The following is a 26,566-nucleotide window of genomic DNA, read 5'->3' on the forward strand; positions in this document are numbered from 1 at the left end:
AACGATTACTGACTCCCGACTACTCCACTCCTCTTTTCCCTCACGCCGCTTGCTTCGCCTTGCCCCTGGCCCCCTTCGACATCGTCGTCGATGCGGCGAGGATGGCTTTCACGATGTTGTGGTAACCTGTGCAGCGGCAGATATTGCCTTCGAGTTCTGCCCGCACCGTGGCCTCGTCGAGGCCTTCGGGGTGGCGGTTGATCATGTCGGTCGCGGCCATGATCATGCCCGGCGTGCAAAAGCCGCATTGCAGACCATGATGTTCCTTGAAGGCTGCCTGGACGGGATGCAGGTCGGCGCCGTTGGCCAGGCCTTCGATCGTAACCACGCTCGACCCCGAGGCCTGGGCCGCGAGCATGGTACAGGACTTCACCGCCTTGCCGTCGACATGGACGACGCAGGCGCCGCATTGGGAGGTATCGCAACCGACATGAGTTCCGGTCAGGCCGAGATTCTCCCGCAGGAAATGGACGAGCAGCGTTCGATCCTCGACAGCACCGCCGACCCGCTTGCCGTTCACCATCAACGAAACGTCCGACATAGCCCCTCCCTGGGTGTCAACCTTGGTCATTACGCTGCCGACGCGCCGCTGGCACTTCGGCTGTGCTAGTCGTACACCGCACAAGGCACAAACAACAGCACGACGGAAAAGGCGGATCATTGTACTTTCGGTCATGGCCAGAGCACCAAAGCGCATTCCTCGGCCCCATTGCCAAAACGCCTCCTGGCGGCAACAATGCCCTCGTCGCCCGCGCGCCAGAAGCACTTGAAAAGCCGCGCACAAGAAGGCGTCGGAGGAAATGCGGGAGGACGCCGCTGACAAGCTCACGGACGCGCTACGCATGCGGCTTGTCGGCGCTGACCACGGACGAGCCCGACCCGGATGTCTTCGCACGAGCGGTAGCCGCCGAGGCCGCCGCCATCAATGCCGGCTTTGCCCTCGTGTTCTTTTCCCAGAGCCTGATCGAGGCCGGCGCCCTGTCACGGGCACTCTCGGCCCACGCGCCGTGTCTCCACCATGCAGGCTGTTCCACCGCCGGCGAGATCACGCCGCAGGGGCTCGAGGAAGGCCATATGCTGGCGATGCTGCTGCCCTCGGCGTCGTTCACGGCGGTCAGCACGATGGTCGACAATCTATCGACGTCGGGCATGGACAGGATCACCGAAGAGGTCGAGGCCCTGCGGCGCACGCTGCGCGCCCGGCTCGGCGGCGAGCAGACCCGCAACACCTTCGCGCTCTGCTTCATCGACGGGCTGTCCTATGCCGAGGAAGCTGTGAGTTCGGCCATCCACTGGGGTCTCGACGACATACCGCTTCTTGGCGGCTCGGCCGGCGACGATTTGAAATTCGAGACGACGCGCCTGATCTCGAACGGCACGGTCACTTCGGACAGCGCCATCATCGTGCTGGTCGCCACGGAAATTCCGTTCCACGTCTTCAAGACCGACAATTTCGTTCCCACCGACGAAAAGCTGGTGGTGACCGCGTCCGACCCTGATCACCGCGTCGTGCGGGAATTCAACGCCACGAATGCAGCGGAGGAATATGCCGCTTCGGTCGGGATCCTCCCACAGACCCTGACACCGTTGAGCTTCGCCTCGCATCCGGTGGTGGTGAAGGTGGGCGGAGAATATTACTGCCGCTCGATCCAGAAGATGCACGCGGATGGCTCGCTGTCGTTCTTCTGCGCCATCGACGACGGTGTAGTGCTGTCGATCGCCCAGCCCAAGGACATGGTGGACGCGACACGAGCGGCATTGCGCGAGGTCGAGGAAAGGCTTGGCGGCATCGATATGATCCTTGGCTTCGACTGCGTGCTGCGCCGGTTGGACGCACGCAACAGGCAGGTCTTTCGCGACATTTCGGAACTCTACCGGGTCAACAATGTCATCGGCTTCGGCACCTACGGCGAACAATATCGGTCGATGCACCTCAACCAGACTTTCACCGGCATCGCTTTCGGCGACCGCCAGGCGGCTGAATAGAGCGGCGCAACAGCATGCCGCTCAGGGACATAAACGATCTCGACAGGCTGAAGAAGATCAACGCCGCCCTGGTCAGCCGCGTCGAGCGCTCGATGGACCAGCAAGGCAATGCCTTTTCGCTGTTCCAGACCGCGATCTCGCTGGAAAGCCGAGTGCGTACGCGCACCGAGGAACTGCATTCGACGTTGCGGCGGCTGGAGCAGTCGAACATCGACCTCAGCGCCGCCAAGGAAAACGCCGAACAGGCGAACCTGTCCAAGACACGGTTCCTCGCCGCGGCCAGCCACGACGTACTGCAGCCGCTGAACGCCGCCCATCTCTCCGTCTCCGCCCTTGCCGAGGTGCAGACCAGCGATGAGGGAAAGAAGCTCGTGCGGCAGGTCGAGCGCTCGCTGGAAACGATGGAAGACCTGCTGCGCACCTTGCTCGACATCTCCAAGCTCGACGCCGGCGTGGTCCAGCCCGACATTGGCGACGTCAGCCTGGAGGCGCTGTTCTCGTCGCTGCGCTCGGATTTCCAGCCCGTGGCGGAATTGAAGGCACTGTCGCTGAAATTCCGGCCGGTCAACGCCGTAGTCCGTTCCGACCGAACTCTTCTGCGCCGCATCCTGCAGAATATTCTCTCCAATGCGCTGGGCTATACGCGCTCGGGCGGCGTCCTTGTCGGCACACGCCATCGCGGCGACACCATCCGCATCGATGTCGCCGACACGGGCTGCGGCATTCCCGAGGATCAGCGCGAAGCGGTGTTCGAGGAGTTCCACCGCGGCACCTTGCCGGCTCCTGCCGAACTCGACAGCGGCGGTCTTGGGCTGGGGCTCGCCATCGTGCGCCGCATGGCCGGCGCACTCGGCCATCCCGTGACGTTTTCATCCAAGGTCGGACGCGGTACCATCTTCCACATCGATGTCCCCGTCGGCCTCGGCGCGCCCGCCGATGCCATCGCCAGCGCCGCTAGCATGGAGCGGCCGCGCGGCTACGGCCTGTTCGGCAGCAAGGTGCTGCTGGTCGAAAACGACGCCGAAGTGCTGGAAGCCATGACCTTCCTGCTCGAACGCTGGCAGTGCCTGGTGCGCGCCGCGACCTCGACCGCCGATGCGCTGGACATGCTTGGCGACACCGACTGGGTGCCCGACATCGTCATCGCCGACCAGCACCTCGACGGCGGCGATCTCGGCACTGCTACCATATCGGAGGTCCGCGACTATCTCGGCCGCGCCGTGCCGGCGCTGATCGTCACCGCCGACAGCTCCGAAGCCGTGGCCAAGGCAGCACGGGCCGGCGGCATCGAACTGATGCGCAAGCCGGTGAAGCCGGCGCAGCTAAGGGCACTGTTGGCGCATCTGCTGGCTTAGCGGGAGGGTTTGGTTCAAAACCCTACCTGATCCCGAAACAGCTCGGCACTGTCGAGTTTCGAGACCTCGATCACCGCTTGCGTCCGGCTATACACATTGAGCTTGCGCAGGATCTCAGACACATGCGCCTTGACCGTGGTCTCGCCGACCTGCAGCTCGTAGGCGATCTGCTTGTTGAGCAGGCCCTGGCGCAGCATCTGCAGCACGCGCAATTGCTGCGGCGTCAGCTTGGAAAGCCGCTGCACCATATCGGCGCGATCGGTGCTGTCCGCCCCCGGCGGAAGGCCCTCATAGGTTTCAGGCACATAGATCGCGCCGTCCATCACCGAGCGAATGGCGGCGGCGAGATCGCTCTTGCGCGCCGATTTCGGAATGAAGCCGGCAGCGCCGTAGGACAAGGCCTCGGAAATGATTCTCGGCTCCTCATGACCCGACACGATCACCACCGGCAGGCGCGGATAGCGGGTCCTGAGCTGCAACAACCCCTCGAAGCCGTGCACGTCGGGCATGCTGAGGTCCAGAAGCGCAAGGTCGAAAGGCTTTGCGTCGGCCAGCAAGTCCAGCGCCTCGGCGATCGAGCGCGCCTCGACCGTATCGACCTCGGGATAAGCCATTTGAACGGCGCTGTGCAGCGCCTCGCGAAACAGCGGATGATCGTCGATGATAAGGAACCGGGCGCGATCGGTAGGGGCTGTCATGGGGCTCGTTCCGGTTTACCGGGCACACCATAGTCTCCTGACCATGGCCGGATTATTGGCAAATAGTCTATCGCCGTTGAACAGGATTCATCGCTGCAAAAATGATCGGAAGCCTGGATTCCTTATACAGCCACGGCGAAGGCCACGCTTTATGAAAAGCGACGCCTTGCCCGCCCCCGGAAATCGGCCGAATGTGCCGCCAACTCCCCATCAAACGCAGAGACCGTCATGACCGCCTTTGTCCTTCCCGCCCCGCCAACGCCTTCTGTCGCCATTGCGGGTTCCGGCGAACGCTTTGCCGTGCGGCGCATTTTCTGCGTCGGGCGCAACTATGCGGCGCATGCGCGCGAGTTCGGCAATGACGATCGCGATCCGCCCTTCTTCTTCACCAAGCCGGCCGACGCGGTGGTCGATTCCGGCACTGATATCCCCTACCCGCCGCTGACGGAAAACCTACACTTCGAGATCGAGCTGGTGGTGGCGATCGGCACCTCAGGCTTTCGCATTGCCCGCGACAAGGCGCTGGATCATGTCTGGGGCTACGGCGTCGGCATCGACCTCACCCGCCGCGACCTCCAGGATGCCGCCAAGAAGGCGGCGCGGCCCTGGGACTGGTCGAAGGCCTTCGACCGTTCCGCGCCCTGCGGCCCGCTGGTTGCCGCGGAGAAATCCGGTCACCCGACGAAGGGGCGCATCTGGCTCGCCGTCGACGGTGTGGTGAAACAGGATGCCGACCTCGCCGAACTGATCTGGCCGGTATCGGACATCGTCTCGATCTGCAGCGAGGGCGTGGAATTGCAGGCCGGCGACCTGATCTTCACCGGCACGCCCGCCGGTGTCGGCGCGATCAAGCCGGGTGAAACGATATCAGGCGGTGTCGATGGCATCGGCACGATCGAAGTGACGATCGGCCAACGGAAGTGACCGTATGAGCGACATTGTCCTGCACAACTACTTCCGCTCCTCCACCTCGCACCGGGTGCGGATTGCCCTGGAGATGAAAGGTGTGGGCTATGACTACATCCCGCATCACCTGCGCCATGGCGAGCATCTCGAAGCAGCCTATCTCGCGGTCAATCCGCAGGGGCTGGTGCCGGCACTGATCTGGAGCGACGGCATGCTCCTGACCCAATCGCTGGCGATCATCGAGTTTCTCGACGAGACCATACCTGAACCCCCGCTATTGCCGAAGGATCCGCCGAGCCGGGCACGAGTGAGAATGCTGGCGCAGATGATCGCCTGCGACATCCATCCGGTGAACAATCTGCGCGTGCTGACTTCGCTGCGCACTCTGTTCGGCGCCGGCGACCAGGATGTCGCCAACTGGTTCCGGCATTGGGTCAATGAAGGATTTGGGCCACTCGAAAAATTGCTCACGGCGTCGTCCGAAACCGGCGCATTCTGTCATGGCGAGGCGGCGGGGCTGGCCGACATCTGCCTTGCCGCGCAAGTCACTAGCAACGCCCGCTTTGGCGTTGATTTGACGCCCTACCCGACAATCGCTCGTATCAATGCCGCCTGCATGGCGCTACCCGCCTTCCAGAAAGCCGCGCCACAAAACCAGATCGACGCCGAATAGAGTTGTCACCGACCCCGACTTCAAGGCGCGCCGGGCACACATACGCGGTCCAAACGCCGCGCTCGAACCGATTTCCGCTTGACCAGACAGGGAATCGGCTATCGTTTCCCTGAGTCCGTGCAAGGGTGGAGTTGCCGATGAAAGCCGTCGTCTTTGAACAGTTCGGCGAAGCGCCGACGATCCAGACCGTGCCAGACCCGAAGCCGGCGGCCGATGGCGTCGTCATCAAGGTCGAGGCGACCGGGCTTTGCCGCAGCGACTGGCACGGCTGGATGGGCCATGACGCCGATATCCGCCTGCCGCATGTGCCGGGCCACGAACTGGCCGGCGTCGTGGTTGCCGCCGGCAAGCACGTCACTCGCTGGAAGGCGGGCGAACGCGTCACCGTGCCGTTTGCCGTCGGCTGCGGCCACTGCTTCGAATGCACATCCGGCAATCACCAGGTCTGCGAACACCAGTCCCAGCCTGGCTTCAACGCCTGGGGCTCGTTCGCCGAATATGTCGCTATCGAACACGCCGACACCAATCTCGTGCGCCTGCCCGATGAAATGGAGTTCGCGACGGCCGCCAGCCTGGGCTGCCGCTTCGTCACATCGTTCCGCGCCATTGTCGATCAGGGCCGGGTAAAGCCCGGCGAATGGGTGGCGGTGCATGGCTGCGGCGGCGTCGGCCTGTCGGCAATCATGATCGCCAGTTCGATGGGCGCCAATGTCATCGCCATCGACCTCACCGAGGAGAAGCTGGACTTCGCCAAACAGATCGGCGCCGTGGCGACCATCAACGCTTCGACGACACCGAACGTCGTCAAGGCCGTCAAGCAGATCACCGATGGTGGCGCTCACATGTCGATGGACGCGCTCGGCCATCCGACGACGTCCTTCAACTCGATCGCCAACCTCCGCCGGCGCGGCCGTCACGTGCAGGTCGGCTTGATGCTGGGCGAACACGCCCGCCCGCAGGTGCCGATGGACAAGGTGATCGCCTTCGAACTCGAAATCCTCGGCACTCACGGCATGCAGGCCTATCGCTACCCCGCGATGATGGAGATGATCCGCCACGGCAAGCTCAAACCCGAACTGTTGGTCGGCAAGAAGATCAGCCTCGACGAAGCGCCAGCGGCCTTGATGGCGATGGGCGGCTTCGAGGGTATCGGCATTGGGGTGGTGACGAAGTTCTCGTGAGGGTCGGGATCGCTATGCAGCCGCACGGCGCGGCAAATCCTGCTTGGCAAACTTCTTCGCGCCGAAAACGCAAAGCACCACGCCGAGCGTGACGACGATCATCATCGGACTGACCTGTTCATGCAGCAGCGTCGCCGCTAGTGCGAGCCCGAAGAATGGCTGCAGAAGCTGCAACTGCCCCACCGCCGCAATGCCGCCTTGCGCCAGGCCGCGATACCAGAACACGAAGCCGATGAGCATGCTGAACAGCGAAACATAGCCAAGACCGATCCAGGCATTGGAGCCGACGCTGGCGAAGGATGGCGGCAAGGTCGCAAAGGTCAGCACCAGCATGACCGGCAGGGACAGCACCAGCGCCCAGCAGATCACTTGCCAGCCACCGAGCCTGCGCGACAGCGCGGCACCCTCGGCGTAGCCAAGGCCGCAGGCGATGATGGCCGCCAGCATCAGTCCATCGCCGGCCGGCGAAGCCGTCACGCCTTGCGCAAGCGCAAAGCCCGCCACCAGGGCACTGCCCAGGCATGAGAACAGCCAGAAGGCCGGCCGGGGCCGTTCACCGCCGCGCAGCACGCCGAAGATCGCGGTCGCCAGCGGCAGCAGGCCGACGAAGATGATCGAGTGGGCCGAGGTGACATGCTTCAGCGCCAATGCCGTCAGCAAGGGAAAGCCGACGACCACGCCAAGCGCAACGATGATGAGCGACAGCAAGTCTTGACGCCCGGGGCGCTTCTCACGAAACACAAGCAGCAGCGCGAGACCGAGCAGGCCGGCAATGACCGCGCGGGCCGATGTCAGGAATATCGGATCGAGATCCATCACCGCCACGCGCGTCGCGGGCAACGAACCGCTGAAAATCAGCACGCCGATAAATCCGCTCACCCAGCCGCTCGCCGTCTTGTCCATCGCAGGCTCCGTTTGTCTCGCCCTCTATTGGGCCTGCAGCTATGGCGCCACCAGAGACAATGCAGTACAATTCGACAAAACTGTCATGGTTTCTGGAAGGTACAGATGGATGAAGCAGTCAGGCTCGACAGCGGCGGAACTCTCGTCGAAGGGGTCATGGCCGCCATCCGGCAGCGCATTGCCGCGCGCAGCCTGACGCCTGGAGCAAGGCTGCCCTCGATCCGCGCTTTCGCCAAATCCATGCAGGTGTCGAAATCCACGGTGGTCGAGGCCTACGAACGGCTTGCCGCCGAAGGCGCGATCCGTTCGCGGCCCGGTTCCGGTTTCTATGCCGCCGGGGCGCTGGCACCGCTGTCGCTCGCTGAGATCGGTCCCCGGCTCGACCGTGCCGTCGATCCGCTCTGGGTCTCGCGCCAATCCCTGGAGGCTGGCGACGAGGTCCTGAAACCCGGCTGCGGCTGGTTGCCGGCTTCATGGATGCCGCAGGCCGGGCTGCGCCGGGCATTGCGCACGGTCGCGCGTGCCGAAGATGTCGCGCTTGCCGATTACGGCACGCCGCTCGGGCTGCCGCCGCTGCGGCAATTGCTGGCGCGGCGCATGGCCGGGCACGGCATAGAAGCCACCCCCGACCAGATCATGCTGACGGAATCGGGCACCCAGGCCATCGACCTCTTGTGCCGGTTCCTGATCGAGCCCGGCGACACCGTGCTGGTCGACGATCCCTGCTACTTCAATTTCCACGCTCTGCTACGCGCCCACCGCGCCAAGGTCGTCAGCGTGCCCTACACGCCGTCGGGGCCGGACATCGAGCTGTTCGCCCAGGCGCTCGCCGAACACCGGCCGCGCCTCTACATCACCAACTCGGGCATCCATAACCCGACCGGCGCGATCCTGTCTCCGGTGACGGCCCATCGTTTGCTCAAACTGGCCGACCAGTCGGATCTGACCATCGTCGAGGATGATATCTTCGCCGACTTCGAGCACATTCCTGCCCCAAGGCTGGCGGCGTTCGATGGCCTTAGTCGCGTCGTCCAGATCGGCAGTTTCTCCAAGACACTGTCGGCGTCGGTTCGCTGCGGTTTCATCGCCGCGCCCCGTGACTGGATCGAGGGCCTGACCGATCTTAAGATCGCCACGACTTTCGGCGGCGGACGGCTGGCGGCCGAACTTGTGCTGATGCTGCTGAAGGACGGCAGCTACCGTAAGCACATGGACTTGCTGCGCGCCCGCCTTTCGCGGGCCATGGGCGAGACCAGCGCCCGGCTGAAAGCGATCGGCATCACACCCTGGATCGAGCAGCCGGCCGGACTGTTCCTGTGGTGCACCCTGCCGGAAGGCGTGGATGCGGCCGAAACCGCCCGCCGTGCGCTCGCTGACAACATCGTGCTGGCGCCCGGCAATGCGTTCAGCCTGTCGCGGTCCGCCAGCCGCTTCCTGCGCTTCAACATCGCCCAGTGCGCGGACGAGCGGATTTTCAAGGTGCTCGAAACGGTGATGGCTCGCTGACATCGCACGCGCCTCCCGTTGCCTGGAAAACTTCAGGCTGCTAGTCGACTGCTCGCACATTCGAGGGAATGTCGGCGCAATCATTTTTCGGGACGGCGGTATGGCCTGGCGGGTCGCCGTTCAGGCCCCTGCCCGCTTGCGGCGCTCGTAGAGCATGACGAGTGTTTCAGCTATCAGCGCCGGCTTTTCCTCGCCTTCGATCTCGACCGTGTTGTCTGCCTTCATCAGATACTGGCCCGGGCCTTTGTCTTCCATGGAAAGCAGTGTCGTGCGCAGGCGAATGCGTGCACCGACCTTGACCGGCGCCAGAAAACGCACCTTGTCGAAACCATAGTTGAAGGCTGCCTGCGTATTCTCGGGCACGATCCCCATTTCGAGGGCCAGCGCGCCGATGATCGACAGCGTCAGATATCCATGCGCGATCGTGGTGCGGAACGGGCTTTGCCGCCGCGCCCGTTCAGGATCGACGTGGATCCATTGATGGTCGCCGGTGCATTCGGCGAACTGGTTGATACGGTTCTGGTCGACCGTGGTCCATTCCGAGACGCCGAGCTCCTGTCCGGACATCGTTCTCAGCTGCTCGTAGGTTGGCGGCGTTTTAGGCCGTACTTCCGTCATTCCTGCTTTCCCGATCGCTTCCAAAGCTTCCGGACCACGAACCGGCGGCCTCTGTCAATTCGTCCCGCGCAAAATCCGTTCCGGCGGATTCGCGCTCACTCGTGGCATGTCTTGCCAGGCGATGGCAGGCGAATTGGGTCTTTTCCGACCTTTTCGGACTGGCGGGAGCTTATGGCGTGGCGCTAATGCAACTGTGCGAAAGGTTGCGGTATCGGGAACGGGGTGTGCCCGGCCGAGAGCGGAACGACAGCCCATGAGAACCTACTTCTCCCCGTAACCGGCGCGGACCTCCTCCATCGCCTCCTTGATGCGCGCGCGCAGGATGTCGATCGAGTCTGTGCCTGATTTCCTGGCCAGCTCAGCCACTTCCCCGGCGTTCTTGAGCGCAGCCTCGAAGGATTTTCTGGCAAACTCCGTCTGCCTGGCCATCAACTCCTGCGGATTGCCCGATGCGCGGTAGCTCTGCGCCATGTCGGCGATTTCACGCAGCGTGTCCTGCAGCATTTCGCGTTGCCTAGACAACAGCGAGGACGTCCCAGCCGCCCCGGCACGCGCGGATTTCTCCAAAGCTTCGAGATTCTTGCGGTGATGCGCAAGAGTCGCTTCGACATCCACATTCGGCACCTTCAGGTCACGGCCGAACCTGCCGAACATTTCCATGAAGGAATCGGATTCCGATTGTCTGGCCATGATTGTCATCTCCCCTTTGCCGCGGTCGCGGTCGCCCTCATCGAGGAGAATAGCACTCGAACGCCTCGTGTCCATTTCGAACACGGGCCTAGGCGATCGATAGGGATCAATTGACTGGGAGCAGCAACTCGATCGCGTAAAGTGCGATGCCCGCCAGCCCGCCGATGATCATGCCGTTGAAGCGGATATATTGCAGGTCCCTGCCGATGTTCATCTCGATCAGGCGTGTCAGTTGGGCGAGGTCCCAGCGCTTGACCTGGTCGGCGATGAATTTCGACACACCGCTCTTCTGGCTCTCGACAAAAGAGGCGAGCGCCACCACGAATCCTTGGTTCATGTCGGCCCGGATCTGCGCGTCTCCGGCAAGATGGCGGCCGACTTCGACGAACATGTTGGCTAGATGCTCCCTGATCAACGAATTCGGCGCCCTGGCGTCCTGCTCGATGAACAGGCTGAGGCTCTCCCACATGTCGCCGGCCAGCGCCCTGATTTCGGGTCTGGCGAGGAAGTCGCGCTTCATTTTCTCCGCTCGCCTGGCATATTGCTTGGACGTGCGCAGCTTCTCGACGAAACCTTGCGCGAAACGGTCGAACTCGGCACGCATCGGGTGGTCGGGATCGGCACGCACCTCGTCCAGCAAGGAGCCGGCCGAAGCGACGATCTTCTTCAGGAGATAGGCGTCGGCCCGGAACAGGTTGAACAGCGACGGCAGTTCCTCGCGGATCTTGTCGCGCATCGTCGCCAGCGCCTGTTCGTCGTTGAGAAACCGGCCGATGACCTTGATGAACTCGTCGAACAGCTTCTGGTGGCGGCGGTCGTCGGTGAGCGCCGACAGAAGTTCGGCCGCAAGCGGTGCCAGCGGCACCTTTTCGATCTGTTCGAGCATGCGGCTGGTGACGAAGCCGCGCAGACCGGATTGTTCGACGGCGGCAAGCGTCCGCGGCACCAGCCGCACGACGAAACGCGACAGGCCGGCGGCACGTTCGGCATCGGCCAGCCAATCGGCCACGAGCGCCGAAAAATCAACTTCGCCGAGTTTTTCACGTACCGGTTCCGGCGCCAGGAAATTGACCTCGATGAAACGGCCGAGATTGTCGGCGATGCGGTCCTGGTTTTCCGGGATGATGGCCGTGTGCGGGATCGGCAGCCCGAGCGGCCGTTTGAACAGCGCCACCACCGCATACCAGTCGGCGAGGCCACCGATCGTTGCCGCCTCGGCAAAGGCGGCGACGAAGCCGAGCCATGGATAGCTGCTCTGGAAAGACTTGGCCAAGGCAAAGACCACCACGCAGAGTGCCAATGCCGCCGTGGCGACGAACTTTGTCCGCCGTAGCGCGGAAAGCTTGTCGCCAGCGTCGGCATCGAACCGCACTGGCGCCAGGGGTAGGTCGGACTGAGCCATGGATGGGCCGCTCCTCGTCTATTTCAGGCCTATCTAGTGCCGCGGCCGGAATGCCCGTGGCAGCCGGTTTGTCTGTCCCGGCTTTTGCCCGGTGACGCACGTAAAGTTGACGAGCCTATTCATCTATGATGCCCGGCTAGTCTGGAATTATTCCAAGGTATAGGCCATATTCCGTCGAAACCAGTGCAGCGATCCGGATTCCGGACGAGGGCCGCGCCAGCAAAGTTTAGAATCTGGCGTGGTTGCATCAGATCAGCGCCGAGTGAGGACAAGATGCGGCTTACGCGCCAAACCAACTATGCCATGCGCATTCTGATGTATTGCGCCGCCAACAATGACCGGTTGAGCCGCATCCCGGAGATCGCGGCCGCCTATTCGGTGTCGGAACTGTTCCTGTTCAAAATCCTTCAGCCTCTGGTCGAGAACGGCATGGTCGAGACCGTGCGCGGGCGGAACGGAGGGGTACGGCTCGGTCGTGCCGCCGAATCGATCAGCCTGTTCGACGTCGTGCGCGTGACCGAGGAAAGCTTTGCCATGGCGGAGTGCTTCGAGAACGATGCCGCCGAATGCCCCCTGATCGACAGCTGCGCGCTGAACTCCGCATTGCGCGAAGCGCTCAACGCCTTCTTCGCTGTGCTTGCCCGCTACACGATCGCCGACCTTGTGGCGGCACGGCCGAATGTGCGCGCCCTTCTCGGCATCGACATGCTGACGGAGCGCCGCGCCCCGGCGGCTTGATCACTGCCGCGTCGCGCGAGGATCGGCTGAATATCAGCTGACGGACGATTGCGGGAGCACGAACGGCATGTTGCCGGGCGGCAGCACGCCGACCTTGAGCCGGCAATCGAACACCTTCTCGATCAGCTCATCACTCAGCACGTCGTGGGGCGAGCCGCTCGCGGCCAACTGGCCGCGATGCATCACGAAGATGCGGTCGGCGTACACGGCCGTCAGATTGAGGTCGTGCAGGATCGCAACCACGCCCCCGCCCCTTCTGGCGAAGTCGCGGGCGATGTTCATGATGATCAGCTGGTGCTTGATGTCGAGGCTGGACACCGGCTCGTCCAGGAACAGATAGCGCGGCTTGCCGTCGAGCACCGGTGCCCAGACCTGGCACAGCACGCGCGCAAGCTGGACACGCTGCTGCTCGCCACCGGAAAGCTCCTGGTAGAAGCGGCCGGCAAAACCGTCGAGATCGACCCGAGCCAGCGCCCGTTCCGGTAGGCGTCCGTCCTCGCCCGGCAGCACGCCCGAACGGCCACCGACCAGGCCAAGCGTGACGACCTCCCGCACAGTAAAAGGAAACGACAGAGTCGTCGCTTGCGGCAGCACGGCCCGCTGGACGGCGACCTCCACCGGCTTCATTGCCGCGAGGTCGCGGCCGTTGAGAACGATGCTTCCGATATAGGCGAGGTCCCCCGACAACGCCTTCAGGAAGGTCGTCTTGCCCGAACCATTAGGGCCGACGATTGCCGCCACCTCGCCCGGCCGCGCATCGAAATCGACACCGGCAACGATTCTCTTGCCGGCGATGTCAATCGAAACATCCCTCGCCTCGATCATTCCAGCCTCACAAATCGATCACGCCGCGCTTGCGCAGCAATATCCACAGGAAGAACGGCGCACCTGATATCGCGGTAACGATGCCGATCGGCAGCTCGGCCGGCGCCACGATGGTGCGCGCGACCGCATCGGCGAGCAGCAACAACGAGGCGCCGAGCAGCGCCGATGCCGGCAGCAGGTAGCGATTGTCGGGCCCGATCAGCAGGCGCAGCAGATGCGGCACGACGATGCCGACGAAGCCGATGCCGCCGCTGACGGCGACGGAGGCGCCGACCGCCGCCGAAACGCCGATGATGGCGGTGTATTTCAGCCGCTGCACCGGAATGCCGAGATGGCCCGCGGTCGCTTCGCCCAGCGCCAGCGCGTTAAGGCCGCGTGCCAGGAACGGCATCGCCGCCAGTGCCAGGACGATTATGGGTCCGACGGAAGCGATCTTGGCCCATGTCGCACCGCCGAGCGATCCCAGTGACCAGAAGGTCAGGTCGCGCAGCTGGCGATCGTCGGCCATGAATATCAGTGTTCCGGTCAGCGCCATGGCAAGTGCCGCCAGGGCTATGCCGGCGAGCAGCATGGTGGCGACCGAGGTTTGGCCCCGTCGCGTGGCGACCTGATAAAGCGCCAATGTGGTGACGAGACCGCCGACGAACGCCGCAAGTGGCAGTGCAAGCGTCCCGAGCAAGGCGGTCACTGGGGCCAGCGCGGTCCCGCCAAGCACGATGATCACCACCGCGCCAAGGCTGGACCCTGCGGAAACGCCGATCAGTCCGGGGTCGGCAAGCGGATTGCGGAACAGCCCTTGCATGACGGCGCCACAAACCGCGAGCGCCGCACCCACCAACATGCCGAGGATGATGCGTGGCATGCGGATGTAATAGACGATCAAGCTGTCGCGGGCGTTGGGCACCGCATCGCCGGGGGCGGAGCCAAAGAGCCAATACCTGAAGACGGTCACGGCGGATGCATCCGACGCCCCGGATGTGAGCGACAGCAAGACGGCGATCGCCAAGCACACGCACAGCAGAAGGATGACGGCACGGGCGCGGCCGGAACGATCCCCTTCGGATGCCCTCGTCGCCTTCACCGGACCGGCGATCGACTGGTCGGCCATGATGCTCGGTCCGTGACCTGTGCGCCATAGAGAGAAACGGCGAGATCGTGGATCGCGTCGGCCGTGCGCGGCCCGAAGCCGAGTAGATAGGCGCCATCGATTCGGATCAGCTTGCGCGCCGTTCCGGCCGGCGTTGAGGCGATGGATGGATTGCCGAACACTTCGTCGTCCGAGACCGGCGGCCCGGCATTGCTCATCATCAGGATCACGTCCGGCCTGGCGGTGATGATCGCTTCGTCCGACATTTGCTTGTAGCCGGAAAAGCCTTCCACCGCATTGACCCCGCCCGCCAGCTTGACCATGCCGTCGGCAGCGGTTTCGCTACCGGCCGCCAGGATCTTGCCACCCTGCGTCGAGAGAATAAACAACACGCGCTTGCGCTCCCTGATGGAGGCTGTCTGCTTTTCGGCGGCTGTGAGTTTCGCATCGAGCGCCTTGGCCAGCACCTCGGCCTTGGCCTCGACCCCGATCGCCTTGCCGACAATGCGAACCTTCTGGAGGATGCCTTCGCGGTTGTACTGCTCGGGCACTTCGATGAAAGGAATGCTCGTCTTCTTCAGCACGTCGACGGCTTCCCTGGGGCCGCTGCCGTGCAATGCCACTATGCCTGTCGGATTGACCGACAAGACGCCTTCCGGCGACAGCTGGCGCATGTAACCGACATCAGGCAGGTCGAGCGCGGCCTCTGGATAGAGGCTGGTGGAATCACGCGCCACCAAATGTCTCTCCTCGCCAAGCGCATAGACGATCTCGGTGATGGACCCGCCAATGGCGACGATCTTCGAAGGATCGGGAAACACCGAAACGCCTTCGCTTGCGCCAGCTGGTTGCAGCGCGGCGAAAGCCATGGAAAGGCCGATTGCACAACCGATCATCGATCCGCGCAGGACGGACGGTCTCGAAACAAAACGCATCACACTTTCCTCAGGCTGCCGTCGGGTTCGGAATGCGCGGCAGGTGCTCGGCCAGAAAACGCCAGTCGTCGCGCTCGCTTTCGCCTTCATGGCGCTTGCCGAAGAACTGGATGATCATATCGCCATTGGCGGCATAGACCTCGAGCGATGTGACATGGCCGTCCTTGGTCGGCTTGCGCACTGCCCAGACTTCATGGATGTGGTCGGTGCGCAGGTGCAGGTGGAAGGTCTCGTCGAGCACGTTGATCCACGGGCCCATGGACTTGATCGATTTGATCGGACCGGAGTGGATCTGGATGCAGCCGCGGTTGCCCACGAAGCACATGATCGGCATCTCGCTTTCGGCGGCGTGATGGAACATGGCGCGCACCGCGTCATTGTCGAGCAGCCAGGCGTAGTCCTGGCCAACCATGCGCACCGCCTGGCGGCGGCTGAGCTTCAGCGTCTTCAGCATGCCGAAGAATTGGTGCACGTCCGTCAGCCGGCTCCAGCGGTCACGCAGGTCACGCAGGCTCGCCGTCGATGCTTCGGCCCCGCTTTCCTCATCGAGAACCGGCCCTGAAACGTCTATCGTCGGCTCCTGGTTCGGCGGTTCCAGCGAGGCGACCAGTTTCTGGTAGGCATAAAGGCTGGAGGCCGGGCGCAGATGCACCTTGTGCACGGCGTCGCCGGCCGCATCGAAGAACTGCAGGCTGCGGCGGATGTCGTCGCCGTCGCGCTTCTCCACGGCAAAGCCATGCGCCCAGACTTTCGGAAAGATGCGCAGGTCGATGTTCTCGCCGAGCACCATGGCATTATTGTTGCCGGTGACAACCTTGTCATAGACGCCGATCTTCTCGTGTACGGCGCTTTCGTTGCGGGTCAGCGCCATCACCTCACCAACAGCCTCGAGACCGGTCAGAAGGTCGTTGACGCGGGGTTCGACGCGCACGACGCCGTCGCCGCAATGCGCCGCCACCAGCTCGGCCTCCGAAATGCCGAGCTGCGCGGCAAGGTCACGCTCGCGCGCTTTCGGATTCTCGGTCCGGGCCCGCCGGATTTCATGCGGAGCGGGTTTTAGGCGCTGATCCATGTCTTTACCCCTGATGCCTTGCGTTACTTGTTGAGAATGAGCTTGCCCTGGCGGGTGATCTTCAGCCGGTAGAGCGCGCCATGATGCTCGATGCCGATTTCGTGCTCGCCCTGGAACAGCGTGTTGCTGGACAGTGTCCGCACCGCCAGCGAGACCCGATCGAAACGGGTGGAGGTGTCGTCGGAACGGCGGACACGATAGCGAAACTCGTTGGGATTGTGCGTGTTCATCTGGGTCGATCCCTTTCCTGTGCCGGGCATCTGGCTAGGCGTTGCGAACTGCCGATTAATTTCTTGACTCGAAAAATCATGTTTACTAGTCAGTGCAATACCGGACTAAATGAGTCAACATTTAAGATGCCGGATACGATCAAAAATGCCAGCAAGCCCCGGGCCAGCCAGCATGGAACCTGGGATTTGGAGTTGGGGCATGGGGTTGATAGTTAGGGAATGGCGCGGCCGGTCGGCGGCGAACGGTGCGGCGGCTTTGCTCGCAAGCGTGGCGGCGATCGCTCTATCCGCGCCATCGGCGCACGCGCAACAGGCGACGCACCCCACTGATCAATCGAAAGGGGCTGAACAGCAAAGGGCAGCCCTAGCGGGCGCTACGCTTCTCGACAAGATCCTGGTGCTCAGCCGCACAGGCGAAACGGCGATTCAGTCGCTGGCCTCGGCCAGCCATGTCGACCAGGAACAGCTCGATCGCCGAATGGCGACGACGCCGAACGAGATGCTTTTCGGTGTGCCTGGTGTCGCTGCACAGGCCGACGCCAGGCGCGTCAGCACCAGCATCAACATCCGCGGCCTGCAGGATTTCGGCCGCGTCGCGGTGATCGTCGATGGCGCGCGCCAGGATTTCCAGCGTTCCGACCACGGCACCCAGTCGACCTTCTACATCGATCCCGAGCTCGTCAAATCCGTCGACGTGATCCGTGGTCCTGTCGCCAACACCTATGGCTCCGGCGCCATTGGCGGCGTCGTCTTCTTCGACACCAAGGATGCGGTCGATTTCCTCAAGCCCGACGAGACCTGGGCCGGTTCCGTCACCGGACGATACGAGAGCAACGGCAAGGGCTGGACCACCAGCGCCACCGGTGCCTATCGCATCAATGAGAACTGGGACGTGTTGGGCAACATCGTTTACCGCGCCTACGACAACTACAAGGACGGCGACGGCGACACCGTCAACGGCACCGGCTTCGACGTGCTGAGCGGCCTGCTCAAGACGACCGTCCGGCCCACCGAGAACAGTGAGCTCAAGCTCGGCTGGGTCGGTTCGAGCGACGACTGGGACGAGACCAGCGGCGGCGTGCCGGTCAACGACGTCGACCTGAAGTCGAACACCTTCACGGCCCGCTACAACATCACGGACGAAGACAAGAGCTGGCTCGATCTCCACATCAACACGTCCTACAACAAGACCAATCTCGACCTGACCAGTCTCGCGCCGCAGAACCGGTTCGATCCGGTGACCGGTCTTCCCGTGGTGCTGCCGGCAGGATCACTGTCGACATTCGATGTCGGCTCGACCGGCATCGATATCTGGAACACGTCGCGGTTCGAAACGAGCGGCATCGCGCATGAACTGACCTATGGCGGCGATTGGGTCGGCGACAGCGTCAAGACGGGTGGCGCGGCCGGGGGCGACAGTTTCTACACGCCGTCGGGCAAGCGCAACGTGTCCGGCGCCTATGTCCAGGACAAGCTCACCTGGGACTGGCTCGAAGTCATCGCCGGCCTGCGCTACGACAGCTACAGCCTGAAGGATGACACGCATGATATTTCCGGCGACAGGCTATCCCCGCGCGTCACCGTCGGTGTCTCGCCATTCAACAGCGGCGGGCTTGCCGGCCTGCAATTCTACGGCACTTATGCGGAAGGCTACCGCTCTCCCTCGATCACAGAAACGCTGATCAGCGGCAATCATCCGGCCGGCGTCAGCTTCCCGTTCCTGCCCAATCCAAATCTGCGGCCTGAAACCGGCAAGACGACCGAGCTCGGCGTCAACTACAAGCAGAACGATATCTTCGAGCCGGGCGACGCCTTGCGCCTGAAAGCAGCCTATTTCAACAACGATGTCGACGACTATATCGACGGCGTAACGCTGTCGCCGTTCGCTCCAGGCAGTGGCTGCCCCTTCGGCCCCGGCATCCCGATCTGCTTCCAGTATCAAAATTTCGCCAAGGCCAAGATCAACGGTTTCGAGCTGGAAGGCGTCTATGACGCGGCATGGGGCTATGCCGGCCTCTCGGCCTCCATCACGGATGGCCACACCGTTTCCTACAAGGGTGTGGAAGCCGACCTCGCCACTATTCCCTCCTCTCAGGTCACCGCTCAGCTAGGCCTGCGTTTCCTCGAGGACAAGCTGACCGTCGGCGGTGAGGTGCAGTATAACGGCAAGCCGAAGGGCAATGCCGTCGCGGCGGACTACACACTGGTCAATGCTTTCGCCAGCTATCAGGCGACCGACGATCTGAAAGTCGATTTCCGCGCCGACAATCTGTTCGACGTCAAATACGCCAATCCGCTGAACGGCAGCACCACAATTGCGGTCTACGAACCCGGTATCACGCTGAAGCTGGCGGCAACCATGCGCTTTGGAGGCTGACCATGACGCGCTTGACGACATCCCTTCGTCCGCTGACCTCGACGCTGGCGATGTCGCTGACGACAGTTCCGGCGTGGGCTGAGCAGTCCGCGCCGGTCCTGACCCTCGAACTTTAATGCCGCGCAGCCTTCCGACAAGGGCTGCCGGCTGACCTTCCTGGTCAGCAAAAATCTCGGCGCCGACCTGACCAAGGCGGCGTTCGAGATCGCCCTGTTCAACGAGGCCGGCGTCGTCGACCGGCTGACCGTGCTCGACTTCAAGGACCTGCCGCACGGCAAGACCAAGGTGACGCGCTTAGACCTGGCCGGCACCGACTGCACCAGGGTGGGCCGCGTACTGATCAACAGCGCGACGGATTGCGCTGGCACGGGCGTCGAACCAACTGCCTGCGCGCGCAAGCTGAGGACGGACACCAAGACCCCCATCGCTTTCGGCGCCTGAGGCGGGACCGCATCCCGCATTCCCAGGAAAAACCGTGGCAGGGCCGCTGGCCGGCTTCGATTGGTTACCGGTTGAGGCAACCGATCTTGATTTGACAAGTCTAGGCGCATCGCTGCAATTTCGCGCCCGCGACATGCAGGAAATCAGTCCTTCCCCCGACGCTGGCAACGAGCTGGCAATAGCGCCGGCAGAGCGACTTGCCCAGGCGCGAGCGCAAGCCAGCAACGGCAAGTGGCAGGCTGCGATCGCCATCTCCTGCCTGCTCCATGCCGGCGTGGCGGCGGTTTTTCTGATCTCGTCCGCCGGCAGGTTCGATTCCAGGGAGGCAGAGCAGTCGGAAGGCGGCGATCACAAAGGTGACAAGGTCGCAGGCAGTGCATTGGACAAGGACCCGGCGGCAATGAATGTCACGCTGGTGCCGCCCCTGCCGACGGCCAAGCCTCATCCGGCAAAGGCGGCCGGGCCGGCGCCGACCCAACCTTCTCAGCCCGCGGAGGAACCGATGACACACGCTCCCGAGCCTGCCCGGGACGCCGCGAAGCAGACTTCGGAGCCCTCGGCGGAACCGGTCAAACAGCCCGTGGCCACGCCGGACATACTGGTGGCGGCAACCCCGCGCCCGGATGACCAGAGCGTGGCTGCCAGGACAGAAACGCCGGCACAGCCGAACGCCCAGGAAACCAGCGAAATGCCTGTCACCGTTCCGGACCAACCGCCGATCCCCGTTGCAAGGCCAACTCCAACGGCTGCCCCTGCGACTGCTCGAGCGGAGGAACGGAGCGGCACGGCCGATGGCCAGGACCGGCTGGCGGAAGCGGCCAGCAAGGGCAAAAGGCAAGAAGACCCGGGCGGCGCCGCGGAAGACAGTTACCGCGGCAACGTCTTTCGAAAGCTCGGCAGCGTCAATCGTACTCTCCCGCCTTCGCTGCAACTGGCCGCCCGTAACAATGCGGTTGTGGCATTCGCCATAGGCAGGAAGGGCAACATAGACCAGTTGCGCATTCTGGAAAGCTCGGGATCGCCGACTTTCGACGAGGCCGCGCTTGGCATCGTGCGCAAGGCCGCTCCCTTCCCTCCAATTCCGTCACAGGAATCGAACCCGAGCTTGGAGTTCGAGGTCGGGATCGGCCCGTTTTGACCAGGCCCGGAACAGACGTTGCGGCGCAACCATCAACATCCGCATGAAAGAGACCCCATGTACATCGCCATGAACCGCTTCAAGGTCCAGACCGGCTCGGAGCGCGCCTTCGAAGCCGTGTGGAAGAACCGCGACTCCAGCCTGGCCGACATGAAGGGTTTTCGCGAGTTCCACCTGCTGCGCGGTCCGGTCAACGAGACCGAGGGCTACACGCTGTTTGCGTCGCACACGGTGTGGGCAACTCACGATGATTTCGTCGCCTGGACCAAGTCGGAGAATTTCCGCGCCGCCCACCGGAATGTCGGCATGACGAAAGTCCACTATCTCGGCCACCCGCAATTCGAGGGTTTTTCCGTCGTCGAGGGCGCGTAGATATCGACCTATGCGGCGGCCAACAAGCTGGCATTGCCGCCCGCGGCGGTCGTGTCGACGCAGACCGCTCGCTCATGCGCATAGGCCGCGGGATAAAGCACCTCGCTGACCAGCGGGATGATCGGCCCGCTGCGCTCGGCGATGACCTTGCGCACGATGCGCGCCGCCTCGGGCGTGCCTGAAAAAGCAACCACATCGACGCGCAGCGAGCGCGCCTCGACAGGATCGGGGCGGCCGTCGATGGCCGCCAGCGGCAGGCCTTTGCCGGTCAATGCCGAGAGCACCGCCGGTGCACCAGGCGCAACGGCCAGCACCGCATTGCCGGCGGCGAGCGCCTGGATGGTCTGCGCCAGCAGCGTGTCGCCGTCCGGCCCCAGGCACAGCACCCGGCCGCGCGGCGACAGCGACAGCGTGTTGGCCTCGCCGGTCGGCCCGGGCAGATCGACCTGGCCGAAATCAATGCCGGCGGCGGCACCGATCGCGGCCGCGCCCTTGCCGCGCAGATGCTTCCTCAGGATGGCGACCCGGTCCGGCCGCGTCGCCCAGCCGCCTAGAGCGGGATCGGGCAGATTGTCGGCCAGTTCGGTCGCCGTCACCTTATGGCCTTCGCCGACTTCCGTGCCCGCTTCGGGCCCCTTGCGGAAACGCCTGAGATAGTGCGGCCCGCCGGCCTTCGGCCCGGTGCCGGACAGGCCCTCGCCGCCAAATGGCTGCGAACCGACGACTGCGCCGATCTGGTTGCGGTTGACATAGATGTTGCCGGCATGAATGCCGTCGACGAAATGCTGCACCCGGCCCTCGATACGGGTGTGCAGGCCGAAGGTCAGGCCGTAGCCCTTGCGGTTGATGGCGGCGATGACGCTGTCGATCTGGTCGGCGTCGAAGGTCGCGACGTGCAGCACCGGCCCGAACACTTCGCGCTCCATCTCCTCGATGCCCTTGACCCGGAAGACATGCGGCGCGACGAAGCGGCCATCCTTGGGCGCCTCAAGTTTAGCGATCAGCCGGCCCTGCAGGCCCATCGTCGTGCAATAATCGCGGATCGAACTTTGCGCTTCATCGTCGATCACCGGACCGACATCGGTCGAAATCCGCCAGGGATCGCCGACGTTGAGCGCCTCCATGGCGCCTTTCAGCATCTCCAACATCTTCTTCTCGACGTCTTTCTGGACATAGAGCACGCGCAACGCCGAGCAGCGCTGGCCGGCACTCTGGAAAGCCGACGCGAGGATGTCACGCACCGCCTGCTCGGGAAGTGCCGTGGAATCGACGATCATGGCGTTGAGGCCGCCGGTCTCGGCGATCAGCATGGCGTCCGGCGCCGCGGTCTCGGCCAATTGCTTTTCGATCAGCTTGGCGACCTCGGTCGAGCCGGTGAAGCAGACGCCGGCAATACGCGGGTCCGCTGTCAGCGGGCCACCGACCGTCGGGCCGTCCCCTGGCAGGAGTTGGATAACGTCTTCCGGCACGCCGGCCTCGCGAAGCATCTCGACGGCGCGGAAGGCGATCAGCGGGGTCTGCTCCGCTGGCTTGGCGATCACTGAATTGCCGGTGACGAGTGCTGCCGCGATCTGGCCGGTGAAGATGGCGAGTGGGAAATTCCACGGCGAGATGCAGACGATGGCGCCGCGCGCTTGAGTGCCCGTTTCGGCGTTCGCCGCCTCGGTGGCGTAATAACGCAGGAAGTCGACCGCCTCGCGCACTTCAGCGACGCCGTCGGCCAGCGATTTGCCGGCCTCGCGCGTGGCGAGCGCGAAGAACTCGACGGCATTGGCCTCGTAAAGATCGGCGGCGCGGTTGAGGATAGCGGCACGCTCGGCGACGCGGCGTTTAGCCCAGGCCGGCTGCGCCTCGACAGCGATGCGCACGGCGGTCGCGACTTGCTTGGCGGCGGCCTCGTGAACCGTGCCGACCACCTCGGAAGGCTTTGCCGGATTGAGGATCGGGCGCTGCTTGCCGTAGCCGGCGGCGCGCGTGATCGGCTTGGCGTGCCAGCGATCGGGACCCGCGAATGCCGCTCTGGCCTGCTCGATCGCCGCCAGCGTCACCGTGTCGGTGATGTCGAACCCCTTCGAGTTGCGGCGCCCGATCCCAAATATCCGCGAAGGCCGGGCAATCGCCGGATTGATGGCGGACCCCTGGCTTTCGATCGTTTCCAGCGGATCGCGCGCGATATCCTCCGGCTCGACCTCCTCGTCGGTCAATTGGTGCACGAAGGAGGAGTTGGCGCCGTTTTCCAGGAGCCGGCGGACCAGGTAGGCCAGCAGGTCCGAATGCGCGCCGACCGGCGCATAGATACGGCAACGCGTGCCTTCGGCCTTGCGCACCGTTTCGTGCAAGGCCTCGCCCATGCCATGCAGGCGCTGGAATTCGAAGGTGTCACGATTGTCAGCCATCGACAGGATGGCGGCGACGGTGTGCGCGTTATGAGTGGCGAACTGCGGATAGATGCGGTCGGTCATGCCAAGCAGCTTTTTCGCGCAAGCCATGTAGGAGACATCGGTGTTGGCCTTGCGCGTGAACACGGGATAGCCGGCAAGCCCGAGTGTCTGCGCCCGCTTGATCTCCGTGTCCCAATAGGCACCCTTGACCAGCCGGACCATGATGTTGCGATTATGCTTCTTGGCCAGGGCATACAGCCAATCGATGGTGAAAGCCGCGCGCGGACCATAGGCCTGCACGACGACGCCAAAGCCGTTCCAGCCGGCGAGTTCCGGCTCGGCCAGCACCCGCTCGATCACGTCGAGCGACAGGTCGAGCCGGTCGGCCTCCTCGGCGTCGATGTTGAGGCCCATCCGCGAATGCCGTGCGGCCAGGGCCAACGACAACAGTCGTTCGGCCATGACAGGCAGCATCTCTTCCTTTTGCGCTTCTTCGTAGCGTGGATGCAGCGCCGAAAGCTTGACGGAGATGCCATGGTTCTGGCGGATATCTGGCCCGTTCGAGCCGGCATCGAGCGAGGAAATGGCGTCGGCATAGGCCTTGTGATAGCGCAGCGCGTCCGCCTCGGTGCGGGCCGCCTCGCCCAGCATGTCGAAGGAGTAGAGATAACCCTTCTGCGTCATCGGCCGGCCGCGCTTGACGGCTTCCGCGATCGTGCGGCCAAGCACGAACTGCTCGCCCATCTCGCGCATGGCGGCGGCCACCGCCTTGCGAATGACCGGTTCGCCCAGCCGGCGCACCATCGAGCGCAGCGTGCCTTCGATACCGCCTTCACCTTCCTCGAGCACGCGGCCGGTCAGCATCAGCGCCCAGGTCGAGGCGTTGACGAAGATCGAACTCGAACCGCCCGAATGCGCCGACCAGTCGTGCGGGGCGATCTTGTCGGCGATGAGATCGTCCATCGTCTCTGTGTCGGGCACGCGCAGCAGCGCCTCGGCCAGGCACATCAGCGCCACGCCTTCCTTGGTGGAGAGGCCGTAGGCCGAGAGGAAGACTTCCATCAGCCGTGGATCGGACGAACCCCGCACCGCTCGCACCAGGTCGGCCGCCCGCGCCGAGATCGCCTTACGGTCTCCGGCCGAAAGCCCGGCCGCCTCGGCCAATCGCTTAACCGCTGCCTCTTCGTCGGGCAAATAATTGGCGCGGATCTGCTGGCGGATGGCGTCGAGCGGCATGGCGGTCCTATGAGCAAGCACAAGGGAACGGGCCGGCGGTCACCGGACCGAATGGCGCAAGCTAGCACAAGTACCAGATTTCCAGCGGTCTGAAAAAATCGACAGGGCAGCTCAATTGACCTATGGTGTTGCCAAAAATTGCTCATTCAGGCTGCAGTTTCGATGACAGAAGATCAATTGGACCGCATTGACAGGAACATCCTGTCGGCACTGGCCGGCAACGGCCGGCTTTCGATGTCGGAACTGGCGGCCAAGGTCGGCCTGTCGAAGACACCGGTGCAGGCGCGGGTAAAGCGGCTGGAGAAGGACGGCTATATCAGGGGGTACCAGGCGATCATCGACCGCGAGCGCATGGGCGAAGGCCATGTCGCTTTCGTTCAGGTGAAATTATCGGACACCCGATCCGCCGCGCTCGACGCTTTCAACCGGTCTGTCCAGGCCGTGCCGGAGATCGAGCAGTGCCACATGATGGCGTCGAGCTTCGACTATCTCCTGAAGGTCCGCACGAAGGACATCGCCGCCTATCGCCGCGTGCTCGGTGAGCGCATCTCCGCCCTGCCCCACGTCGCCCAGACCTCGACCTTCGTGGCGATGGAGACGGTCAAGGACAGGTAACCTATTCCGATAGCGTCTTCAGGAACGCCACCAGTGCGGCGCGCTCGCGGTCCGAGAGCTCCAGCGGGTGAATTTCAGAAGTGCCCTCGACGCTTGGCCCAGCCTTGGTATAGTGAGCGACGACCTCGTCGAGCGATGAAAATTGCCCGGCGTGCATGTAAGGCGGCCGCGTCGCCGCACCGCGCAGCGACGGCGTCTTGTAGGCGCGCACAAGTTCCGGCGCATCCTTGACCATGAAGCGCAGCTCGCCGCAGGCACTGGCCTCGCCATCGCGATAGGCGCCGAAGCAGTTGAACGGGTCGGCCTCGACCTGAGCCACCGCATCGACGCGCCCACGATCCGCCGGCAGGTCGGCAACAGGCGGCACACCCGTGTTGTGAAAGCCGTTGTCGCTGAAGCGCGGGCCGTTGTGGCAGGTCACGCAATTGGCCTTGCCGACGAACAGTTTCAACCCAAGGATTTCCTCCGTGGAAAAGACGGCATCGCCTTTCGGCTCGGCACCTGTCGCAAGGTCCAGCGCAAAGCGGTCGAAGCGTGTCGGTGCCGGCTCGATCGAGCGTTCGAAAGCGGCGATCGCCTTGCCGATATTGGCATAGACGCCGTTGATTGCATCACGCTGCGCGTCGCTCATCGCGTTCCAGGCGGTTTTTTCGGCATCGCTTCCAAGCGGGCTGGCATTTGGCGGAATGCTGGATAAATCAGGCAATGGCCCGAAGATGCGCTCATAGCGTTCGCCGAAACGCGCCTTCATGTAATGCGCGTAGGCAGCACGGTTTCCCGCCTGTTCCAACGGGTTTTCGAGAGGTGTCAGCGCCTGCGCCCACAGGCTGTCGCGCCGTCCGTCCCAGAAAAACCAGGGGTCGCGCGCCACGCCGGCCAGCGGCATGGTGCGCCGGTTGGTGTGGCCGACCCCGACCGCCTGCGGCAGGTCGTCCTGGAACTGCCGGTCGATCTTGTGGCAGGTCGAGCAGGACACCGTACCGTCGCGGCTCATCCCGACATCGAAGAACAGCGTCGAGCCGAGCGCCGCCGCGGCCGGCTCATCGGCGAAGCGGTTGGTGGTATCAAGCTTCAGCGCCGGCAGCGTATTCAGCGCGAGCGATGCAATCGTCTTCTTCTCGGCATCCGAAAAATCCGGCTTGCCGCAACCGGCAAGGATGGCTGCCACCGTCAGTGCCAAAAAGCAGAAAAAGCGCTTCAT

General features: G+C 63.6%; 24 protein-coding genes and 1 pseudogene. 12 read left to right on the forward strand and 13 right to left on the reverse strand.

The annotated features are described in order from the left end of the window. Positions 1 to 40: 40 nt before the first annotated feature. The gene (locus tag X739_RS164820; RefSeq protein ID WP_023769931.1) at positions 41 to 541 is read right to left on the reverse strand and encodes a (2Fe-2S)-binding protein; all 501 of its coding nucleotides are present in this window, start codon (positions 539 to 541) and stop codon (positions 41 to 43) included. Between the two features lie 308 nt (positions 542 to 849). On the opposite strand from X739_RS164820, the gene X739_RS164815 reads away from it, so the two are divergent. Further along, a complete protein-coding gene (locus X739_RS164815) occupies positions 850 to 1,986 on the forward strand; it encodes an FIST signal transduction protein (RefSeq protein WP_031247610.1) in 1,137 nt (378 codons plus the stop codon). A gap of 14 nt (positions 1,987 to 2,000) precedes the next feature. Continuing rightward, complete coding sequence (locus X739_RS164810) at positions 2,001 to 3,341, forward strand: hybrid sensor histidine kinase/response regulator (RefSeq protein ID WP_023791632.1); 1,341 nt, start codon at positions 2,001 to 2,003, stop codon at positions 3,339 to 3,341. Between the two features lie 14 nt (positions 3,342 to 3,355). Here the strand turns inward: X739_RS164810 and X739_RS164805 are convergent, their stop codons facing one another. Then, entirely contained in the window at positions 3,356 to 4,039 is a 684-nt protein-coding gene (locus X739_RS164805; RefSeq protein WP_023769928.1) for a response regulator transcription factor, read from the reverse strand. Positions 4,040 to 4,267: 228 nt separating this feature from the next. Here X739_RS164805 and X739_RS164800 point away from each other — a divergent pair, with 228 nt between their 5' ends. The 3 genes from X739_RS164800 to X739_RS164790 all read left to right on the forward strand — a co-directional run bounded on the left by X739_RS164800 (position 4,268) and on the right by X739_RS164790 (position 6,799). After that, entirely contained in the window at positions 4,268 to 4,963 is a 696-nt protein-coding gene (locus tag X739_RS164800) for a fumarylacetoacetate hydrolase family protein (protein ID WP_023791636.1), read from the forward strand. A gap of 4 nt (positions 4,964 to 4,967) precedes the next feature. Beyond that, the gene (gene maiA / locus X739_RS164795; protein WP_023769926.1) at positions 4,968 to 5,618 is read left to right on the forward strand and encodes a maleylacetoacetate isomerase; all 651 of its coding nucleotides are present in this window, start codon (positions 4,968 to 4,970) and stop codon (positions 5,616 to 5,618) included. A gap of 137 nt (positions 5,619 to 5,755) precedes the next feature. Then, on the forward strand, positions 5,756 to 6,799 hold the full coding sequence (locus tag X739_RS164790; RefSeq protein ID WP_023769925.1) for a zinc-dependent alcohol dehydrogenase family protein: 1,044 nt from the start codon (positions 5,756 to 5,758) through the stop codon (positions 6,797 to 6,799). A gap of 12 nt (positions 6,800 to 6,811) precedes the next feature. Here X739_RS164790 and X739_RS164785 read toward each other — a convergent pair whose 3' ends face one another. Next, complete coding sequence (locus X739_RS164785) at positions 6,812 to 7,702, reverse strand: DMT family transporter (RefSeq protein WP_023769924.1); 891 nt, start codon at positions 7,700 to 7,702, stop codon at positions 6,812 to 6,814. 105 nt (positions 7,703 to 7,807) lie between these two features. Between X739_RS164785 and X739_RS164780 the strand changes: the two genes are divergently transcribed. Next, positions 7,808 to 9,208 carry a PLP-dependent aminotransferase family protein gene (locus X739_RS164780; RefSeq protein ID WP_023769923.1) on the forward strand — a complete coding sequence of 467 codons (1,401 nt, stop codon included), beginning with the start codon at positions 7,808 to 7,810 and terminating at the stop codon, positions 9,206 to 9,208. Positions 9,209 to 9,328: 120 nt separating this feature from the next. On the opposite strand, the gene X739_RS164775 is transcribed toward X739_RS164780, so the two are convergent. The 3 genes from X739_RS164775 to X739_RS164765 all read right to left on the reverse strand — a co-directional run bounded on the left by X739_RS164775 (position 9,329) and on the right by X739_RS164765 (position 11,918). Beyond that, positions 9,329 to 9,826, reverse strand: a complete 498-nt coding sequence (locus X739_RS164775) for a MaoC family dehydratase (RefSeq protein ID WP_023769922.1) — start codon at positions 9,824 to 9,826, stop codon at positions 9,329 to 9,331. A 261-nt stretch (positions 9,827 to 10,087) separates the two neighbouring features. Continuing rightward, positions 10,088 to 10,516, reverse strand: a complete 429-nt coding sequence (locus X739_RS164770) for a phasin family protein (RefSeq protein ID WP_023791643.1) — start codon at positions 10,514 to 10,516, stop codon at positions 10,088 to 10,090. Between the two features lie 106 nt (positions 10,517 to 10,622). After that, positions 10,623 to 11,918, reverse strand: coding sequence for a DUF445 domain-containing protein (locus X739_RS164765; protein ID WP_023791646.1), 1,296 nt, complete (start codon positions 11,916 to 11,918; stop codon positions 10,623 to 10,625). Between the two features lie 273 nt (positions 11,919 to 12,191). On the opposite strand from X739_RS164765, the gene rirA reads away from it, so the two are divergent. Then, on the forward strand, positions 12,192 to 12,656 hold the full coding sequence (gene rirA / locus X739_RS164760; RefSeq protein WP_023769919.1) for an iron-responsive transcriptional regulator RirA: 465 nt from the start codon (positions 12,192 to 12,194) through the stop codon (positions 12,654 to 12,656). A gap of 33 nt (positions 12,657 to 12,689) precedes the next feature. Here rirA and X739_RS164755 read toward each other — a convergent pair whose 3' ends face one another. Genes X739_RS164755 through hemP form a run of 5 tightly spaced genes read right to left on the reverse strand, consistent with a single transcriptional unit; the run spans position 12,690 to position 16,805 of the window. Continuing rightward, the gene (locus X739_RS164755) at positions 12,690 to 13,481 is read right to left on the reverse strand and encodes a heme ABC transporter ATP-binding protein (RefSeq protein ID WP_023783149.1); all 792 of its coding nucleotides are present in this window, start codon (positions 13,479 to 13,481) and stop codon (positions 12,690 to 12,692) included. 7 nt (positions 13,482 to 13,488) lie between these two features. Further along, complete coding sequence (locus X739_RS164750) at positions 13,489 to 14,589, reverse strand: iron ABC transporter permease (protein ID WP_023791651.1); 1,101 nt, start codon at positions 14,587 to 14,589, stop codon at positions 13,489 to 13,491. After that, positions 14,559 to 15,503, reverse strand: a complete 945-nt coding sequence (locus X739_RS164745) for a hemin ABC transporter substrate-binding protein (RefSeq protein WP_023791654.1) — start codon at positions 15,501 to 15,503, stop codon at positions 14,559 to 14,561. Before X739_RS164745 ends, X739_RS164750 begins: the two co-directional genes overlap by 31 nt. A 10-nt stretch (positions 15,504 to 15,513) precedes the next feature. Further along, positions 15,514 to 16,575, reverse strand: coding sequence for a hemin-degrading factor (locus X739_RS164740; protein WP_023783147.1), 1,062 nt, complete (start codon positions 16,573 to 16,575; stop codon positions 15,514 to 15,516). Positions 16,576 to 16,598: 23 nt separating this feature from the next. After that, the gene (hemP, locus tag X739_RS164735) at positions 16,599 to 16,805 is read right to left on the reverse strand and encodes a hemin uptake protein HemP (protein ID WP_015317483.1); all 207 of its coding nucleotides are present in this window, start codon (positions 16,803 to 16,805) and stop codon (positions 16,599 to 16,601) included. Positions 16,806 to 17,004: 199 nt separating this feature from the next. Here hemP and X739_RS164730 point away from each other — a divergent pair, with 199 nt between their 5' ends. The 4 genes and pseudogenes from X739_RS164730 to X739_RS164720 all read left to right on the forward strand — a co-directional run bounded on the left by X739_RS164730 (position 17,005) and on the right by X739_RS164720 (position 21,133). Then, a complete protein-coding gene (locus X739_RS164730) occupies positions 17,005 to 19,182 on the forward strand; it encodes a TonB-dependent hemoglobin/transferrin/lactoferrin family receptor (RefSeq protein ID WP_023791658.1) in 2,178 nt (725 codons plus the stop codon). A 2-nt stretch (positions 19,183 to 19,184) separates the two neighbouring features. Beyond that, positions 19,185 to 19,623, forward strand: a pseudogene (locus X739_RS01000000165705) (hypothetical protein). A 34-nt stretch (positions 19,624 to 19,657) separates the two neighbouring features. Then, on the forward strand, positions 19,658 to 20,761 hold the full coding sequence (locus tag X739_RS164725; RefSeq protein ID WP_348625741.1) for a TonB family protein: 1,104 nt from the start codon (positions 19,658 to 19,660) through the stop codon (positions 20,759 to 20,761). A 57-nt stretch (positions 20,762 to 20,818) separates the two neighbouring features. After that, positions 20,819 to 21,133, forward strand: a complete 315-nt coding sequence (locus X739_RS164720; protein WP_023783144.1) for an antibiotic biosynthesis monooxygenase — start codon at positions 20,819 to 20,821, stop codon at positions 21,131 to 21,133. An 8-nt stretch (positions 21,134 to 21,141) separates the two neighbouring features. Here X739_RS164720 and putA read toward each other — a convergent pair whose 3' ends face one another. After that, the gene (gene putA, locus X739_RS164715; protein ID WP_023791666.1) at positions 21,142 to 24,750 is read right to left on the reverse strand and encodes a bifunctional proline dehydrogenase/L-glutamate gamma-semialdehyde dehydrogenase PutA; all 3,609 of its coding nucleotides are present in this window, start codon (positions 24,748 to 24,750) and stop codon (positions 21,142 to 21,144) included. Positions 24,751 to 24,912: 162 nt separating this feature from the next. Between putA and X739_RS164710 the strand changes: the two genes are divergently transcribed. Further along, positions 24,913 to 25,365 (forward strand): Lrp/AsnC ligand binding domain-containing protein, encoded by a 453-nt coding sequence (locus X739_RS164710; protein ID WP_023769910.1) that lies wholly within the window; start codon positions 24,913 to 24,915, stop codon positions 25,363 to 25,365. 1 nt (position 25,366) lies between these two features. Here X739_RS164710 and X739_RS164705 read toward each other — a convergent pair whose 3' ends face one another. After that, entirely contained in the window at positions 25,367 to 26,566 is a 1,200-nt protein-coding gene (locus tag X739_RS164705; protein ID WP_023791670.1) for a cytochrome c peroxidase, read from the reverse strand.

It is taken from the genome of Mesorhizobium sp. LNHC209A00 (assembly GCF_000502915.1).
Taxonomy (GTDB): Bacteria; Pseudomonadota; Alphaproteobacteria; order Rhizobiales; family Rhizobiaceae; genus Mesorhizobium.